The 15428-nt window shown below is 64.8% G+C and carries 11 protein-coding genes, 1 tRNA gene and 1 other RNA gene; 8 read left to right on the forward strand and 5 right to left on the reverse strand.

Going from position 1 to position 15428, the window contains the following annotated elements; translation table 11 throughout:
* Positions 1-263 precede the first annotated feature (263 nt).
* The 7 genes from kdsB (at position 264) to ABS769_RS20860 (ending at position 7170) form a co-directional block, all read left to right on the forward strand.
* The gene (kdsB, locus tag ABS769_RS20830; protein WP_317062785.1) at positions 264-1043 is read left to right on the forward strand and encodes a 3-deoxy-manno-octulosonate cytidylyltransferase; all 780 of its coding nucleotides are present in this window, start codon (positions 264-266) and stop codon (positions 1041-1043) included.
* Complete coding sequence (locus tag ABS769_RS20835; protein ID WP_317062784.1) at positions 1040-1504, forward strand: low molecular weight protein-tyrosine-phosphatase; 465 nt, start codon at positions 1040-1042, stop codon at positions 1502-1504. The genes kdsB and ABS769_RS20835 overlap by 4 nt, the downstream gene beginning before the upstream one ends.
* A 23-nt stretch (positions 1505-1527) precedes the next feature.
* A complete protein-coding gene (locus ABS769_RS20840) occupies positions 1528-2946 on the forward strand; it encodes a hypothetical protein (protein ID WP_317062783.1) in 1419 nt (472 codons plus the stop codon).
* The gene (gene uvrC / locus ABS769_RS20845; protein ID WP_023904079.1) at positions 2943-4799 is read left to right on the forward strand and encodes an excinuclease ABC subunit UvrC; all 1857 of its coding nucleotides are present in this window, start codon (positions 2943-2945) and stop codon (positions 4797-4799) included. The genes ABS769_RS20840 and uvrC overlap by 4 nt, the downstream gene beginning before the upstream one ends.
* Positions 4799-5431: a CDP-diacylglycerol--glycerol-3-phosphate 3-phosphatidyltransferase gene (gene pgsA, locus ABS769_RS20850; protein WP_176339972.1), complete on the forward strand. Its 633-nt coding sequence runs from the start codon at positions 4799-4801 to the stop codon at positions 5429-5431. The genes uvrC and pgsA overlap by 1 nt, the downstream gene beginning before the upstream one ends.
* Before the next feature lie 36 nt (positions 5432-5467).
* A tRNA-Gly gene (locus ABS769_RS20855) sits at positions 5468-5543 on the forward strand.
* 595 nt (positions 5544-6138) lie between these two features.
* Entirely contained in the window at positions 6139-7170 is a 1032-nt protein-coding gene (locus ABS769_RS20860; protein WP_317062782.1) for a sulfotransferase family protein, read from the forward strand.
* A 66-nt stretch (positions 7171-7236) separates the two neighbouring features.
* On the opposite strand, the gene ABS769_RS20865 is transcribed toward ABS769_RS20860, so the two are convergent.
* Positions 7237-7779, reverse strand: a complete 543-nt coding sequence (locus ABS769_RS20865; RefSeq protein WP_317062781.1) for a GNAT family N-acetyltransferase — start codon at positions 7777-7779, stop codon at positions 7237-7239.
* A gap of 157 nt (positions 7780-7936) precedes the next feature.
* On the opposite strand from ABS769_RS20865, the gene ABS769_RS20870 reads away from it, so the two are divergent.
* A complete protein-coding gene (locus ABS769_RS20870; RefSeq protein WP_317062780.1) occupies positions 7937-9046 on the forward strand; it encodes an alpha-hydroxy acid oxidase in 1110 nt (369 codons plus the stop codon).
* Here the strand turns inward: ABS769_RS20870 and ABS769_RS20875 are convergent.
* From ABS769_RS20875 to ABS769_RS20890, 4 genes are all read right to left on the reverse strand, one after another.
* Positions 9041-9116, reverse strand: a non-coding RNA gene (locus ABS769_RS20875) — sX9 sRNA. The two genes, ABS769_RS20870 and ABS769_RS20875, sit on opposite strands and share 6 nt — an antisense overlap.
* An 84-nt stretch (positions 9117-9200) precedes the next feature.
* Positions 9201-10553, reverse strand: coding sequence for a PLP-dependent aminotransferase family protein (locus ABS769_RS20880; protein ID WP_317062779.1), 1353 nt, complete (start codon positions 10551-10553; stop codon positions 9201-9203).
* The gene (locus ABS769_RS20885; protein ID WP_023904073.1) at positions 10550-11059 is read right to left on the reverse strand and encodes a VOC family protein; all 510 of its coding nucleotides are present in this window, start codon (positions 11057-11059) and stop codon (positions 10550-10552) included. Before ABS769_RS20885 ends, ABS769_RS20880 begins: the two co-directional genes overlap by 4 nt.
* Positions 11056-15426 carry an amino acid adenylation domain-containing protein gene (locus ABS769_RS20890; RefSeq protein WP_350498270.1) on the reverse strand — a complete coding sequence of 1457 codons (4371 nt, stop codon included), beginning with the start codon at positions 15424-15426 and terminating at the stop codon, positions 11056-11058. Before ABS769_RS20890 ends, ABS769_RS20885 begins: the two co-directional genes overlap by 4 nt.
* Positions 15427-15428: the final 2 nt, after the last annotated feature.

A 15428-nucleotide genomic window follows, 5' to 3' on the forward strand; every position in this document is an offset into this window, starting at 1 on the left:
CATCGCGGGACACGCCGCAAGTACATCCATGTAGGCTCTTACGCGGCATCCATGCCGCGTAAGGTCCCGCGACGGTGGGCGGGCAAGGACCAATCAAGATGGTCGGTGTGCATGTGCGAGCAGTGCATGCAGCGGCGTGCTAGTGCTGATGTAGGGCATCGCTGCCAAGCTAAACACCGCGACTTCGCTCAATCACATAGATACATCATGCGATTCGGTTATCTCGTTTCTCCAAATTTTCCTGGCTCCCAGAGCGCGCACGCATGACTACCACAACGCCTGCAGATTTCGTCGTCGCCATTCCCGCGCGCTACGCCTCTACGCGGTTACCGGGCAAGCCGCTGCAATTGATCGGCAATCGCCCGATGATCCAGCATGTGGCCGAGCGGGCGCTGCTCGCAGGTGCGCGCGAGGTCTGGGTGGCCACCGACGATGCGCGCATTGCCAAGGCGATCGAAGGCCTGGCCGGCGTGCATGTGGCGATGACCGGCAGCGAGCACATGTCGGGGACCGACCGGCTTGCCGAATGCGCGCGGATCGCCGGCTGGGAGGCCGATACCTGTGTGGTGAATCTGCAGGGTGACGAACCGTTCGCGCCTGCTGCCGGTATCCGTGCGGTGGCCGAGCTGCTGCTGCGCTCCGGTGCTGAAATGGCCACGCTTGCCGCGCAGGTGGACAGCGCGCACGAGCTGTTCGATCCGAATGTGGTCAAGCTGGTGCGCACGGCGCACGGCGATGCGCTGTACTTCAGCCGCGCGCCGATTCCCTGGCATCGCGACAGCTTCGCCAATCAGCGTGAGACCTTGCCCGATGCCGGTCAGTGGTTGCGCCATATCGGTATCTACGCGTACAGCGCCGGATTTCTGCAGCGTTTTGCGGCAATGCCGCCCGGCGTGTTGGAGCGCATCGAATCGCTGGAGCAATTGCGCGTGATGGAGGCAGGCTACCGCATCGCGGTGGCGTTGACGCCGGAGCAGTTTCCGCCGGGCATCGATACACCGGACGATCTGGCGCGTGCGCAGACGCGGGTGGCGTCGGCATGAAGGTCTTGATCGTATGTCTGGGCAACATCTGCCGCTCGCCGATGGGCGAGGGCGCCTTGCGTGCGCGGCTGGACCAGGCGCGGTTGTCGCGGCGGATCGAGGTCGATTCGGCCGGCACCGGCGACTGGCATGCCGGCGACCCACCCGACCCGCGTGCGATTCGCTGCGCACGCGGTCATGGCGTGGATATTTCCGGATTGCGCGCCCGTCAGGTGCGTGCAGCGGACTTCGAACACTTCGATTGGGTGCTGTGTGCCGACAACAGCAATCTGCGCGATCTGCAGCGGCTTGCCCCGGCGCCGCTGCGCGACAAGGTCGCACTCTGGCTGCCGTGGGCGGGCGTTGCAGAGCGTTACGAGATCCCCGACCCCTACACCGGCGGCATGGACGATTTCGAGCGTGCCTGGCAGCTGGTCGACACTGCTGCAAGCCAGACCGTGGCCAGGCTCACCCGCAGCTAATCGGGCTTGGGCATAATTACCGGATGACTGCCCAGCTCACCCAGGAACTGCCGGAATTACCTAACTGGCTCAACGCCAGGCCATCCACCTTGCAGGAGCATCGTGGACGCGCGCTGGTGCTGGCGTTCGTCAATGCCAGTTCGGTGTGGTGCGCCGAGCGCCTGGCCGAGTTGGCCCATTGGCAGGCGCGCAGCCCGGGGCGGTTGCAGGTGATCGTGGTGCAGGTGCCGCGTTTCGATAGCGAGCGCTTGCCGCAACGCTCGCTCAAGCAGCTGCGCGGGCATGGTGTGAGTGCGCCGATCCTGCTCGACAAGGACTGGGAAACCTGGCGCCGCTTCGGTATCGAATCCTGGCCCACGCTGGTGCTGCTCGACGCCTACGGCCGCGAGCGTCAACGTCTGGTGGGCGTCACCGGCGATCTGGACAAGGCATTGGTGGCGCTGTGCGAAGGCCAGCAACCGCCGTCGGACATCGACCTGCATGGCGTGGCCGAGCGCGAAGCCGAACCGCGCCTGGAACTGCAATTTCCGACCGGCCTGGCCGCCACCGAAGACCGCCTGTATATCGCCGACACCGGCCATCACCGCGTGCTCGAATGCACGCATGGCGGGCGCGTGCTGCGCCAGTTCGGCCATGGCAATGCCGATCTGATCGACGGTGGCGTCGGTGAAGCGGCGTTTCGACGTCCGCAAGGCCTGGCGCTGGAGCGCGACCAGCTCTATGTCGCCGACACCGGCAATCACGCCCTGCGCCGCATCAATCTGCGCAGCGGGCAGGTCGACACCTTGTGCGGCACCGGTCGCTCCGGCGAGCCGGTCGAAGGCCCGCTGGCGTCCTCCAGCGCGTCTGCGCTGAATTATCCGCAAGGTCTGGCAATCGCCGACAACCAGGTGCTGATCGCCATGGCTGGCGACAACCGCATCTGGAGCTATCACCTGGGCAACGCCGCATTGACCGCGCGCGCAGGCACCGGCTCGCTTGAAATCCGCGATGGCAGCGGCCACTTGGCCGCGTTCGCGCAGCCGGCCGGATTGGCCGCGGTGCAGCAGGTGGCCTACGTCTGTGACGGGTTGGGTTCGTCGATCCGCACCATGCAATTGCGCGGCGATCTGGTGCAGACCCTGGTCGGCGGGCAGGGCACCTGGCTGTTCGGCGACCAGGACGGCCCACGCGGCACCGCGCGCCTGCAGTTTCCGCAAGCGATTGCCTTGGCCGCCGATTCGCCGCTGCTGTGGATCGCCGACACCGGCAACGGCCGTCTGCGTTGCCTACGCCTGGGCGGTGGCGAACTGACCACGGTCGAGCTGCCGCGCCGCCTGCATGGCCCGGCCGGGCTGGCGGTTGCCGCAGGTGCGGTCTGGATTGCCGAGACCGATGCCCATGCCGTCTTGCGTTACGACCTTGCAAGCGGCGAACTGAGCGATGTTTCGATAGCAGAATGAGCGCAAGGCCCCAAGCTGATTTCGATGGAAAGGCGTTTGCTGCCCAACTGAGCACCGCGCCCGGCGTCTACCGCATGTATGCGGGCGACGACACGCTGCTGTACGTGGGCAAGGCCGGCGCGCTGCGCAAGCGCGTGGGCAGCTATTTCAACGGTACGCCGAAGAACGCGCGGCTGACCTCGATGCTGTCGCAGGTCGCGCGCATGGACGTCACCGTGACCCGTAGCGAAGCCGAAGCGCTGCTGCTGGAAAACCAGCTGATCAAGTCGCTGTCGCCGCGCTACAACGTCTCGCTGCGCGACGACAAGAGTTACCCGTATGTGTTGCTGACGCGCGAAGACTGGCCGCGCATTGCGCTGCACCGTGGCCCGCGCGCGGTGCAGGGGCGCTATTTTGGCCCGTACACCGGCGTTACCGGCGTGCGCGAAACGCTTAGCCTGATGCACAAGCTGTTCAAGTTGCGCAGCTGCGAAGACAGCGTGTTTCGCAATCGCTCGCGGCCGTGTCTGCAATATCAGATCGGCCGCTGCAGCGCGCCGTGTGTGGATCTGGTCGCAGCGCCGGACTACGCAGAATCGGTACGCCGCGCCACGATGTTTCTCGAAGGCAAGAGCGACCAGCTTGGCGAAGAGATCATGCAGTCGATGCAGCAGGCCAGCGAAGCGTTGGAGTTCGAGCGCGCCGCGCGTCTACGCGATCTGCTGTCCTCGCTGCGCAGCATGCAGAACCGCCAGTACGTGGACGGCCGCGCGGCCGACCTGGACGTGCTGGCCTGCGCCACGCAGGCCAGCCAGGCCTGTGTGCTGCTGTTGAGTTTTCGCGACGGCCGCAACTTGGGCACGCGTTCGTTCTTCCCCAAGACCAATGGCGAAGACAGCGCCGACGAAATCCTGGGTGCGTTCGTGTCGCAGTATTACGCCGAGCATTCGCCGCCGCGCGAGATCCTGCTGGATCGCGAAATCCCCGATGCCGAGTTGATCGAAGCCGCGCTCAGCAGCGCCGCCGAGTACAAGGTGACGTTGAAGTGGAACGTGCGCGGCGAGCGTGCCGGCTATCTGCTGCTGGCCACGCGCAACGCACAGCTGACCCTGGTCACCGAACTCACCAGTCAGAGCGCGCAACACGCACGCAGCGAAGCACTCCGCGAAATGCTGGGGCTTGCCGAGCAGGTCAAGCGGGTGGAGTGCTTCGATATCAGTCACACCATGGGCGAGGCGACGGTGGCCTCGTGCGTGGTGTTCGATGCCAGCGGCCCGGTGCGCGGGCAATACCGGCGCTTCAATATTTCCGGGATCACGCCGGGCGATGACTACGCCGCGATGCGCCAGGCCATCGAGCGGCGCTTTCGACGCGCGGTGGAAGAAAACGGTGTGCTGCCGGATGTGCTGCTGATCGACGGCGGCGCCGGCCAGCTGGCGCAGGCAAAGGGCGCGCTGGCCGATCTGGGCATCGAAAATGTGCTGTTGGTCGGCGTGGCCAAGGGCGAGGAGCGCAGGGCAGGGCACGAGGCACTGGTCATGGCCGATGGCCGCGAACTGCGCCCGGGTGCGGCATCGCCGGCGCTGCAGTTCATCCAGCAGGTGCGCGACGAAGCGCATCGCTTTGCGATTACCGGTCACCGCGGTCGCCGCCAGAAGGCGCGCATGACCAGCAAGCTGGAGGATATCCCCGGCATCGGCCCGCGCCGTCGGGCCAGTCTGCTCAAGCATTTCGGCGGTCTGGTCGGGCTGAAGGCTGCCGGCGAGGCCGAGATTGCGCGCGTGGAAGGGGTCAATGCCGCACTCGCCGCGCGAATCTACGCTAACCTGCATGGGCTGGCGCTCCCCGATGCGGCAGGCGAGTCGAGTCCGTAATGAAGTTGACCATCCCCACGTGGCTGACACTGCTGAGGATCTTGATGATCCCGGTGTTGGTCGTGGTGTTCTACCTGCCTTACACGTGGACCAATTTCGCGTCTGCCGGCGTGTTCGGGCTGGCTGCCATCACCGACTGGCTGGATGGCTGGGTCGCACGGCGGTATCACCAGTATTCCGCCTTCGGCGCGTTTCTGGACCCGGTGGCCGACAAGCTGATGGTCGCCGTGGCGCTGTTTCTGATCGTGCAGGGCCACCCGACGCCGTGGATGGCATTCTGGGCGGCGGTGATTGTGGGCCGCGAAATCGCAGTCTCTGCGCTGCGCGAGTGGATGGCCGAGATCGGCCAGCGTGCCAAGGTGCGGGTGGCGGCGATCGGCAAGATCAAGACTACCGCGCAGATGGTCGCGCTGTTGTGCCTGCTGTATTCGGTCACGCCGGGGCAGATGCCCACGCATGAAATCTGGTTCGGCAACCTGATTTTCCGCGCCGGTTACTGGACGCTGGCAATCGCCGCGCTGCTGACATTGTGGTCCGGTTTTCAGTACCTGCAGGCCGCATGGCCGAGCCTGCGCGCCGACGAAAAAGCAGCAATCACCAGCAAGCCAAAAAAAGTCGAAGGCAATGGTTGACAGCCCTGCTGTTCGCTGTAGAATCTCGCCTCCCAAGCGGGAATAGCTCAGTTGGTAGAGCGCAACCTTGCCAAGGTTGAGGTCGCGAGTTCGAGTCTCGTTTCCCGCTCCAGGTCTTGATGTTCGGACTTCTACTGAAGTCCATCGCGGTTCGATCACACAGTGGGTTTTGCCTGTGGAGCATCTAGCCAAGTCTGCTGAAATCCATTCCGACCCACGTATTTCTATGAAATGGATCTGCGTGCCCAGAGCCTGAAGCTTGGCCGCCAGAGCACGCTGTCGCAGATCGCAGCATCGACACACTGCATGCCTTGCGACTCATTTGCAGTACGCCAGGGCCGTTACCCGATACTTCTCAGTAAAGTTGCGGGGATTATGGTTCTCAGTGGCGCCCACGCTCGCAACGGTAAACCCGTTAGGACAGTGCCTGCGGATAACGCTCTCGCAGGGAGGAGCGGTCGTGTCGTCTAAGGTGTTGCCAGGCTCATTGCAGCTAGCGAGATAACTGCCGTCATCGTAGCTTTTGAACCGTTTCAGTGGTTTTCAGCGGCCTCGTTGTCACACACAGGTCGCACGCGTTGCCTAGCATTTCGGCAACCGAGCGCGACTGGCTTCGGTTTGTGCTGGTGCGTGCCGATGCTTGTTTGGCAGGGTATGCATCGGCGCATTTGCCCATCGCGGTACCTGCCTGTGGGGACCACCGACCCATGAACGAAGCCGACCTGAGCGACCTGCTCGCGACCTTGTCCAGCCTGCCGGAAGAACTGCAGCGTGTGCGTGCAGTGGCGCCTGCGCTGGCGCCGCAGTTGTATGGGGTGGACGCATTGCTGGAGCGCAGCCTGGTGCAGACACGGGCTGCGTTGGTGCAGGAAGGGACGTCGCCTGCGTTGGCCTACGATCTGATGGCAGATCTGCACAAGAACAGTCGCCTTGCGGATAATCCGTTCGGCGATCGCGCGCATTTCATCATCGGCAATCGTCGCTCTGGCACCACGTTGCTGGCGTATCTGGTCAATGCCAGCGAGACGATCTGCAGCCTGCCGGAAAACATGCTGTGCGGAGAGCTGGCCAAGTGCGACAGCCTGTTGCGGCTTGGCAGTATGGTGCTGCCGCATCTGGGCTTGCCGCAGAGCGGGTTGTACCCGCGCTTGGGGCGGATGATCGATGAGTTGCATTGCGAGTATGCGCAGCGCTTCGGGCGGCAGCGCTGGATCGCCAAGGAATTGTTTTCGTCCAGCCGGCTCGATGTCATCGATGCGATGTTCGATTTTCGCGGCAAGTTTCTGTTTCTGCATCGTCATGGGTTGGATGTGGCGCTGTCTTGCTTTCAGCGCTTCGTACGTCGTGATGGCTTGCCGGGCAATCCGCGTTCCGGCTTGTATCTGATGCAATATCTCGACGAGTGGGTCGCCACCAACGAAGCGGCGCTGGATTTTGCCGAACGTGCGGGCAATCGCTGCTTGCAACTGGGTTATGACGAACTTTCGCGTACACCAGAAGTGGTCGGGGCGCGCGTGTTCGAGTTTCTTGGCGAGCCATGGTCTGAGCAGGTGCTGCCGCGCATGGCGCAACAACGCATCCGGCCGTTTATGGGGGACAACCTGACCGCGCAGCGCGGGCTTGCGATCGATGCTGGCGCGCGTGTACCGAGTTGGCATGCGTGGCCGCCGGAACTGCTGCGTAGCCTGGGGCGGCGGGCGAATCCGATGCTGGAACGCTTGGGTTACGTGCCGCTATAGATGCTGTCGAGTTGTCTGCCCGGCGATTTGTGCCAGTCGCGTAAGGCGGGCTTGGATGACCTGGTCTCACACATCCATGGCGATGCCGTCTGGCGCATTGAGCGCGATGCGTGACTGACGTAGCCGCGCCATGCTGTAAGCGCTGATGAAACCGCCATCGCGCATGGCGTAGTCGCGTAGTTCGCCTTCCACCTCGAAGCCATGACGCTGGTACAGCGCCACTGCTGCGGTGTTGTCTGCAAAAACGATGAGTTCGAGCCGGTGCAGTTGCATCCAGCGGTCGGCGACGTCGAGCAACGCGCTCAGCAGGCGCGTGCCGACACCACGGCCATGCCAGTCCGGCCGGACCGCCAGCGCGATGCCGCCAACGTGCGCACGACGTACCCGTGCCTGGCTGCCCAGGCTACCGACACCGACGACTTCCGCGCCGTGCAGCGCGACCAGGGCCAATTGTCGCTCGTCTTCGTGCAGCAACTGCCGGCGCCATTGCTCGACCCCGCGATATGGCAGCTCCAGCAGCTGTCGCGCCACCTCGGGGGCGTTGTAAAGCGCGCACACGCCGTCGGCATGCTGCTCGCGCGCGCGTTCGATCTGGATGTCGTGCTGCATCGATGCGGACTCGTTTGCACTGCGGAAGGCAGATGCTCGCGCAGACTCATGATGCTGCGATGACCGGGACGCGACACGCGACACCTGCCGAACTGTCACAGGCCGCCGCTAGCCTGTGCGGATGAGTGCGATTGCATGTGTCGACGATGTTCAGGACTTGGCGCAGCGCCGTTTGCCGCGCATGTTCTACGACTACGTTGCCGCTGGCAGCTGGAGCCAGACCACGCGGCAGGCCAATCGCGACGACCTCGACGCGTTGCGGCTGCGCCAGCGCGTTGCCATCGATGTGGCCCGGCGCAGTACCGCCAGCACGCTGCTGGGCGTGCCGGTGGCGATGCCATTGGCATTGGCGCCGACCGGCTTGGCCGGCCTGTTGTATCCGGATGGCGAGGTGCTGGCCGCACGCGCGGCCGAGGCATTCAGGGTGCCGTTTGTGCTATCGACGATGAGCATCTGTTCGCTGGAGCAGGTCTGCGCCAGCGTGCAGACGCCATGCTGGTTTCAGCTCTATCTGATGCGCGACCGCGGATTCTCTGCCGCGTTGATCGCGCGCGCACAAGCGGCCGGCTGCGGCGCGTTGATGCTGACGCTGGATGTGCCGTTCATGGGTCAGCGGCATGCCGATCTGCGCAATGGGTTGAGCGTGCCGCCGCGTGTGAGCCTGGCGACGCTGCGCGATTTCGCGACGCATCCGCGTTGGTGTCTGCGCATGCTCGGCAGCCGTCAGCACGGCTTCGGCAATCTTGCCGGGCAGGTGGGTGGCAAGGGTGATCTGGCATCGCTGGCAGCATGGACCGCCAGTCAGTTTGATGCGGCGCTGACCTGGGACGATGTGGCCTGGGTGCGAGCGCGCTGGCGTGGCCCGCTGATCGTCAAGGGCATCCTGGATGTGGACGATGCGCGGCAGGCAGTCGCTGCAGGCGCGGACGTGCTGGTGGTGAGCAATCATGGCGGGCGCCAACTCGATGGGGCCGCGTCCAGCATCCGCATGCTGCCGGCAATCGTCGCTGCGGTCGGTGGCGATGTGGAAATCCATCTGGATAGCGGTATCCGCTGCGGCCAGGACGTGCTCAAGGCGCTGGCGCTTGGCGCGCGCGGCGCTTACATCGGGCGTGCCTGGCTGTATGGGTTGGCCGCGTTGGGCCAGGCCGGTGTGACCGAGGTACTGCGGCTGATCCAGCGCGAGCTGGAGCTGAGCATGGGGCTGTGCGGCAGGCCGCAGATTGCGGATATCGACGCCAGCGTGCTGCTTCCTCAGAGCGGCTAACAAAGCGTAGCGAGCAGCCGTCAGGGGGGCGCGGATGGCGCGTAGTAAGCGGAGGGTACGAATGGAACATGCCGATTCCGCGCACCGGCCGCGCCCACCTGGCAGTGAGCGCAGTAGCTTTGTTAGCTGCTCTTAGCCCTGATTTGCTGCTGTGTCATATGCAGCGTTCGCGGATTGCCGCTGTAGTCACCGCTCCCGCATCCAGACGCGTGCGAACGAACGCGGCGAACTGCGCGATGCCGTGCGCGATGTCCTGGCTTGCGACGTTGCTGTAGGCCAACCGCACTTGCATGCTGCAACCGCCATCGATAGCGAAGAACGATAGCGGCATGACCAGCACGCCGTACTGCCGCGCGCAGATTTCCGCGTCCTCGGCAGTGAAGGCGAACGGCAACGTCACCACCAGAAAGAAACCGCCGGCCGGCGTATTCCAGCGCACCTGTGCTGCGCACTGGCCGAGTTCGTGCTGCAGGCACTCGAGCATGTGATCGCGGTTGTGCCGATACAGCGCACGCGGCGCGGCAATCAGGCGTTGCAGGCTGCCGCCATGTTCGAGCAGCACGCCGCCGACGATCGCCTGGCCGATCTGGCTGGTGTTCAAGCTGCAGAAACTCTTGCGACGCAATAACCGCTCTTTCAATGCAGTCGCGGCGTCGGCATCGCCGAACAACTGTGCAGGCAGCACTGCAAAGCCCACTCGCAACGCCGGGCACAAGGTCTTGGAATAAGTGCCCAGATAGATCACGCAGCCGTGCCGATCCAGTGCCGCCATCGGCGCGACCCGCTCGGCTTCGAAGCCGAACATGCCGTACGGGTTGTCTTCCAGGATCACGATGCCGTGTTCGGCACATACCTGCACGATGGCCTCGCGCGCCGTGCGTGAGAGCTGTGTGCCGGTAGGGTTGTCGAAATCCGGCACCAGATAGAGCACGCGTGCGCGCTTGCCGGCCGCCTGTAGTTGGAGCAGCGTGTGCCGCAACACGCTGGCATCGGCGTGTGCGTCGCTGCATGCGTGCTGATTGAAAGCAACGATCTCGATACCGTGCGTGTCGGCTACACCGGTGATGCCGATGTAGCTGGGATTGCGCGCCAGAATCACATCGTCCTTGGTTTGGCACAGTTCGGTCACGCACAACAACAAGGCCTCCTGGCAACCGGCGGTGACGATGATGCGCTCGGGCGTAGCCGGGACCTGTTCGTCATGCCGCAGCTGTGCGGCGATCAGTTCGTCGAGGATGCCCTGGGTGCGCCCGTACTGGGCGATCAACTCCAGTGCGCGTTGCGGTGCAAGGCCGTGGCGCTGCGCAAAATAGCTGGCAAAGCGCGGCAGCGTGTGCAGCCAGGCCTGCAGGTCGAAGCCGCTATCGCTGGGGCGGCCGGAGGCGAACGAGATCGCCTGCGGATAGCGCGCGGAGACCTCGTTGAGGAAGTTCATCACTTCCAGGCGATCGCCAGCGGTTGCAGTGCTAGGCGGCGGTGGCAGCTGCATCGCAGGCGCGGCGCTCAATATGCACCGCTGCGTTCGAGTTGGGCGAACAGTTCGTTGACCGAGGCGTCCTGGAATCCGCTTTCGCCATGGCGTTCGATCAGTTCGAAGCACAGGCCGGTCACGCTGTCGCGGCTGGAAAAGGCCTGTTTCAAGCCACTTCCTTCGATCACGCTGGTGTCGAAACCGAGCCCGCGCTCGCGCAGCTGACCGGTGGTGGCGTGTACATCGTCCACGCGCAGCGCGATGTGGGCCACGCCAACGCCGTGATGCTCGATCAGCCGCGACACCTGCGATTCCGGCTCGGTACCCTGGCACAGCACGAAGGTGATCTCGCCCTGGCGCATCTCCGCCGAGACCATGCCGGTGTGCTTGCCGGCGATCTGCCGGCGTCCCATCAGCTCGAAACCCAGGCGGTGCTGAAAGAAGTCGACCGCTGCTTCCAGGTCCCGCACGGCGAGCGCGATGTGGTCGATGCTGTGATAGCGCGGGGTCGGATCGGTGTGTTGCAGTGGCGAGGCAGTCATGGGGAACTCCGGACGTCTTGCGATGGGGCAGGGGGAAGGTCGGCTGGGCTGCCGACGTGGGTCACGTTTGCGTCGGTGTCGGTCTGCAACAGCGCGGCCAGACCGGCCGGGGTGGGGGACTGGTAGAGCTGGCGCAGGGTGAGCGCCAGCCCCAGTCGTGATGCTTGCTGAAGGAATGCAATGGCGCGCATTGAATCGCCGCCAATGGCGAAGAACGCGTCGTCGCGGCCGACCTGCGGCAGCGCCAGCAGCTCGGTCCAGAGCGTGGCGATCTGGGTCTCGGTCGCGCCGCGTGGAGCGCTGAAGGCGGCGATGGCGCGGTCGCTTGCGCGTGGTGTCGGTAAAGCGCGCAGGTCATGCTTGCCGTTGGCGCGCAACGGCAATGCATCCAACTGCACATAGGCCGCTGGCACCATGTGGGCGGGCAGGCGGGACGCCAGCATGGCGCGCAGTGCTGCCGGAGACAGCGACTGCCGATCTGCCTCGGGGCGTGCGACCAGATAAGCCGCCAGCACTGGCTCGGCTTGATCGGTGTTGTGCAGCGTGACCAAGACCTCGGCCAGTTCGGTGCAGGCTTCGTGCAATGCGGCCTCGATCTCGCCGGGTTCCACCCGGTAGCCGCGGAGCTTGAGTTGCCGGTCGCGCCGGCCGAGGAATTCCAGCGTTCCGTCGCTGCGCCAACGTGCCAGGTCGCCGCTGCGGTACATGCGTTCGCCGGCATTGAACGGATCGGCCACGAACGCAGCCGCGCTCAATGCCGCGTGCCCGAGATAGCCGCGTGCGACAGTGCGGCCGGCGATGCAGATCTCGCCGGGTGTGCCATCCGGCACCAGACGTCCAGCGGCATCGAGCAGATAGATGCGGGTATTGGCGATAGGCAGGCCGATCGCTGGCGGAGCGTGTTCGTCTTCGCCGCACACGTGCAACGTGCTCCACACGGTGGCTTCGCTGGGGCCATAGGCGTTGAACAGGCGGCGGCCCGGTGCCCACTGTCGTGCCAGTGCGGCGGGCAGGACGTCGCCGGCCGCGATCAGGGTCTGCAGGCGTGGCAGCGGCGCGTGCGGCAGCGACTGCAGCACCGCCGGCGGCAGCACTGCGTGGGTGATCTGCGATTGCGCGAGCCATTGATGCAGTGATTCCCCGCTGCGTCCTTGCGTGGCCGGTGGCATATGCAGGCTGGCGCCGCTGGCAAGTGCGAGCAACCACTCGAACACGTGCGCATCCACGCCGTGAGGTGCCAGCTGTGCCACGCGGTCGCCGGGCCCTGTGCCAAAGGCTGCCAGCTGCGCGGCAACCAAGTGGGCGGTGCTGTGATGTTCGACCAGCACTGCTTTCGGCGCACCGCTGGAGCCGGAGGTATAGACGACGTAAGTCAGATGGTGCGGACTCAGGTCAGGTAGCGCTGGCGCTGTGGTTGCCAGGTTCTTCCAGGCTGCCGCGGGATCGTCCAGAGCGCAGACCTTCAGGTCATGCGCCGCGGCCAGTTGCTGCACGCCCGCGCTGTCAGCCAGCACCAGCAGCGGTGCACTGTCGGCGAGCAGTTGCATCAGTCGCGCCGTGGGCAGGCGTGGGTCGAGCGCCAGGTAGGCGCCGCCGGCCTTGAGTGTGGCCAGAATCGCCGTCATCGCCTGCAGGCCAGGTGTGGCGATGACTGCAACCAAGCGCTCCGGCGCCACGCCCGCGGTGTGCAGATAGTGCGCGAGGCGGTTGGCCTGCAGATCGAGTTCGGCATAGCTCAGCCGCTGCTCGCCGCATTCCACTGCAAGAGCCTCGGGAATGCGTTGCGCCTGGATTTCGAACCACCGGTGCAGGGCATGTTCGTCGATTGGCCGTGTGGTGCTGCAGCGGTTGCGAAGCCGTGCGGCGTCTTCTGCAGGCAATAAGTCGATGTCATGCAATGGGGTGTCGGGAGCCTGTTCCAGTGTTTGTACCAGCTGCAGCAACGCGCTCTGCATGAAGCGGCACACGCGGGCTGCGCCAATCTCGGGCAAGGCCTGCGCGGTGAGGCCCAATGCAGTGCCGAAATCTTCCACCGAGATCACCAACGGCAACGGACTGCGTTCGCGCGCATGCAGCAGTTGCGCGCCACCGAGCGTGTGCTGTGCACGTGCCGGTGACTGGTGGCGGTAGTTGATCAAGCTGTTGAACAACGGTGCGGGTGCAGGCACACCGCTGCAGCGTTGCACCATGCTGAGAGAGGCATGTTCGTGCAGCAGCAGTTCGGCCAGCTGTGCGTGCAGTTGCTGCAGTGCTTTGCGTGCACCGTCGCTGTTGCTGCGCATGCGCACTGGCAGCACGTTGATGCATGGGCCCATCAACTGTGCGTCGGCCTGACCCATGCGCCCCAGCAACACGGTGCCGAACACGGCATCGTCGGCACCGGTGGCGCGCGCCATCACCAGGCCCCAGGCCAGATGGCACAGGCTGGCCAGGCTCGCCCCGGCGGCCTTGGCCTGGGTGCGCAGGCGCTCGCTCAGCGCCGGATCCAGCGGCAGGTGCTGTTCTTGAACCGGCGCGCCCTCCGGATGCAGGCCGACCAGGCCGAACGGCGCGTTGGCGGTGTCCACATCGCCGAGCAGGCGACGGAAGAAGTGTTGCTGCTGCGCAGCCGCTTCGGGTTGGCGGGTATGCGCCACCAACGCGCGAAACGGCGAGGGCGGCGGCAGCTGCGGCGCGTGTTCGTCCAGATGCTGCTGGATCTCGTCCATCAGCAGATCCAGCGTGGCGTGGTCGCCGACCATGTGGTGCCAGCGCAGCGCAAGTAACCAGCGTTGCGCGTGGGCGTCGTGTACCAAGGTGGCGTGCATCAGCGGTGCCTGACGCAGGTCCAGGCGATGGCGTAGCGGGGTGATGAGGTCGTCCAGCTGTGCGCTTGTCTGATCATTGGGTTCCAGGGCGGCAGGGTCCAACACGTTCACCTGCAATGGCGCATGCCGCAGAACCACTTGCACCGGCTCGCTCAGGCCCTCCCACAGCACCGCGCTGCGCAGGATGTCGTGGCGGTCGATCACAGCCTGCAGTGCTGCCAGATAACGCTGCGCTGCTGGGCGATCGGCGAAGGCCCATTGCGCGCTGAGGATGTAGGGATCGCCTGTGCTGGCGAGCAGATGATGGAACAGCAGGCCATGCTGGAATGGCGAGAGTGCGTAAATGTCCTGGACGTTGGCGAGGCCACCGGGAACCTGTTCCAGCACGCGGTCGATGTCTTGTTGGGTGAGGTCGGCTAGCGGTAGGTGTTGCGGGGTGAGTTGGGTTAGGTCGGGTGTGATGCGGTTGGGTGGGACCGCCGGTGCACTGCTGGTTTCTGTGTTGCTGCGCAGACTGGCGGCAAAGCCGGCCAAGGTGGGAGAGGCGAAGAGGTTGCGCACTTCGGCGTGCAACCCATCGGCGCGCAAGCGTTCGATCAGATGGATCGCCAGCAACGAGTGCCCGCCGAGAGCGAAGAACTGATCGTCGCGACCGACGTGTTGCACTCCGAGTAGCTCGCACCAATGTGCTGCAATGATGTTCTCGGTTGGTCCTTGCGGAGGCACGAAGTCGCGTGTTGCCAAGGCCTCTTCGGTTGGAGCGGGCAGGGCGCGGCGATCGAGCTTGCCGTTGGGCGTCAGTGGCAGCGCGTCCAGGTGCACGTAAGCGGCTGGCACCATGTAGTCGGGGAGCTGCGCGGCCAGATGGCTTCGCAGTGTTTCGATCGGCAGCAGCTTGGCGGCCAGGTAATAAGCGACCAGGCGCAGCTGGCCGGATTGATCGTTGCGCGCAAGCACTACTGCATCGCGCACATCTGAGTGCGTAGCGAGCCTTGCAGCGATCTCACCAGGTTCAATGCGCAGGCCACGGATCTTGACCTGATCGTCGTTGCGGCCGAGGTATTCGAGGACGCCATCGCTGCGCCAACGTGCCAGATCACCAGTCTTGTAGATCTGCGCATCCGGTGCGGGGCGGAAGGAATCAGGAATGAAACGCTGGGCAGTGAGCTCAGGGCGATCGAGATAGCCGCGCGCGACTTGCACACCGCCGATATGTAGCTCTCCCGCCACGCCGATTGGCACTGGCTGCAGATGCGTATCGAGCACATAGAGCTGCATGTTGGCGACCGGGGTGCCGATCGGCGTGTTGTCGGGGATATCGTTGCTGGCAGTGCAGTCCCAGAAGCTGACGTCGATGGCGGCTTCGGTCGGGCCATAAAGATTGTGCAGTTGCACGCCGGGTAGCTGCGTGCGGAAGCGCTGCACCAGTTGCCCGGGCAAAGCTTCGCCGCTGCAAATCACGCGGGTGAGTCCGCTGCACTGCTGCGGTGCGTCGGTTGCTAGAAAGGCGTCCAACATCGAGGGCACGAAGTGCACTGTGGTTACGTTGGCTTGAGCGATGG

The organism is Xanthomonas hortorum (assembly GCF_040279205.1).
Classification (GTDB): domain Bacteria; phylum Pseudomonadota; class Gammaproteobacteria; order Xanthomonadales; family Xanthomonadaceae; genus Xanthomonas; species Xanthomonas hortorum_F.

Coding starts and splice junctions, on each gene's coding strand:
- kdsB (WP_317062785.1), top strand. CDS start 264: ATGACTACCACAACGCCTGCAGATTTCGTCGTCGCCATTCCCGCGCGC.
- ABS769_RS20835 (WP_317062784.1), top strand. CDS start 1,040: ATGAAGGTCTTGATCGTATGTCTGGGCAACATCTGCCGCTCGCCGATG.
- ABS769_RS20840 (WP_317062783.1), top strand. CDS start 1,528: ATGACTGCCCAGCTCACCCAGGAACTGCCGGAATTACCTAACTGGCTC.
- uvrC (WP_023904079.1), top strand. CDS start 2,943: ATGAGCGCAAGGCCCCAAGCTGATTTCGATGGAAAGGCGTTTGCTGCC.
- pgsA (WP_176339972.1), top strand. CDS start 4,799: ATGAAGTTGACCATCCCCACGTGGCTGACACTGCTGAGGATCTTGATG.
- ABS769_RS20860 (WP_317062782.1), top strand. CDS start 6,139: ATGAACGAAGCCGACCTGAGCGACCTGCTCGCGACCTTGTCCAGCCTG.
- ABS769_RS20865 (WP_317062781.1), bottom strand. CDS start 7,779: ATGCAGCACGACATCCAGATCGAACGCGCGCGCGAGCAGCATGCCGAC.
- ABS769_RS20885 (WP_023904073.1), bottom strand. CDS start 11,059: ATGACTGCCTCGCCACTGCAACACACCGATCCGACCCCGCGCTATCAC.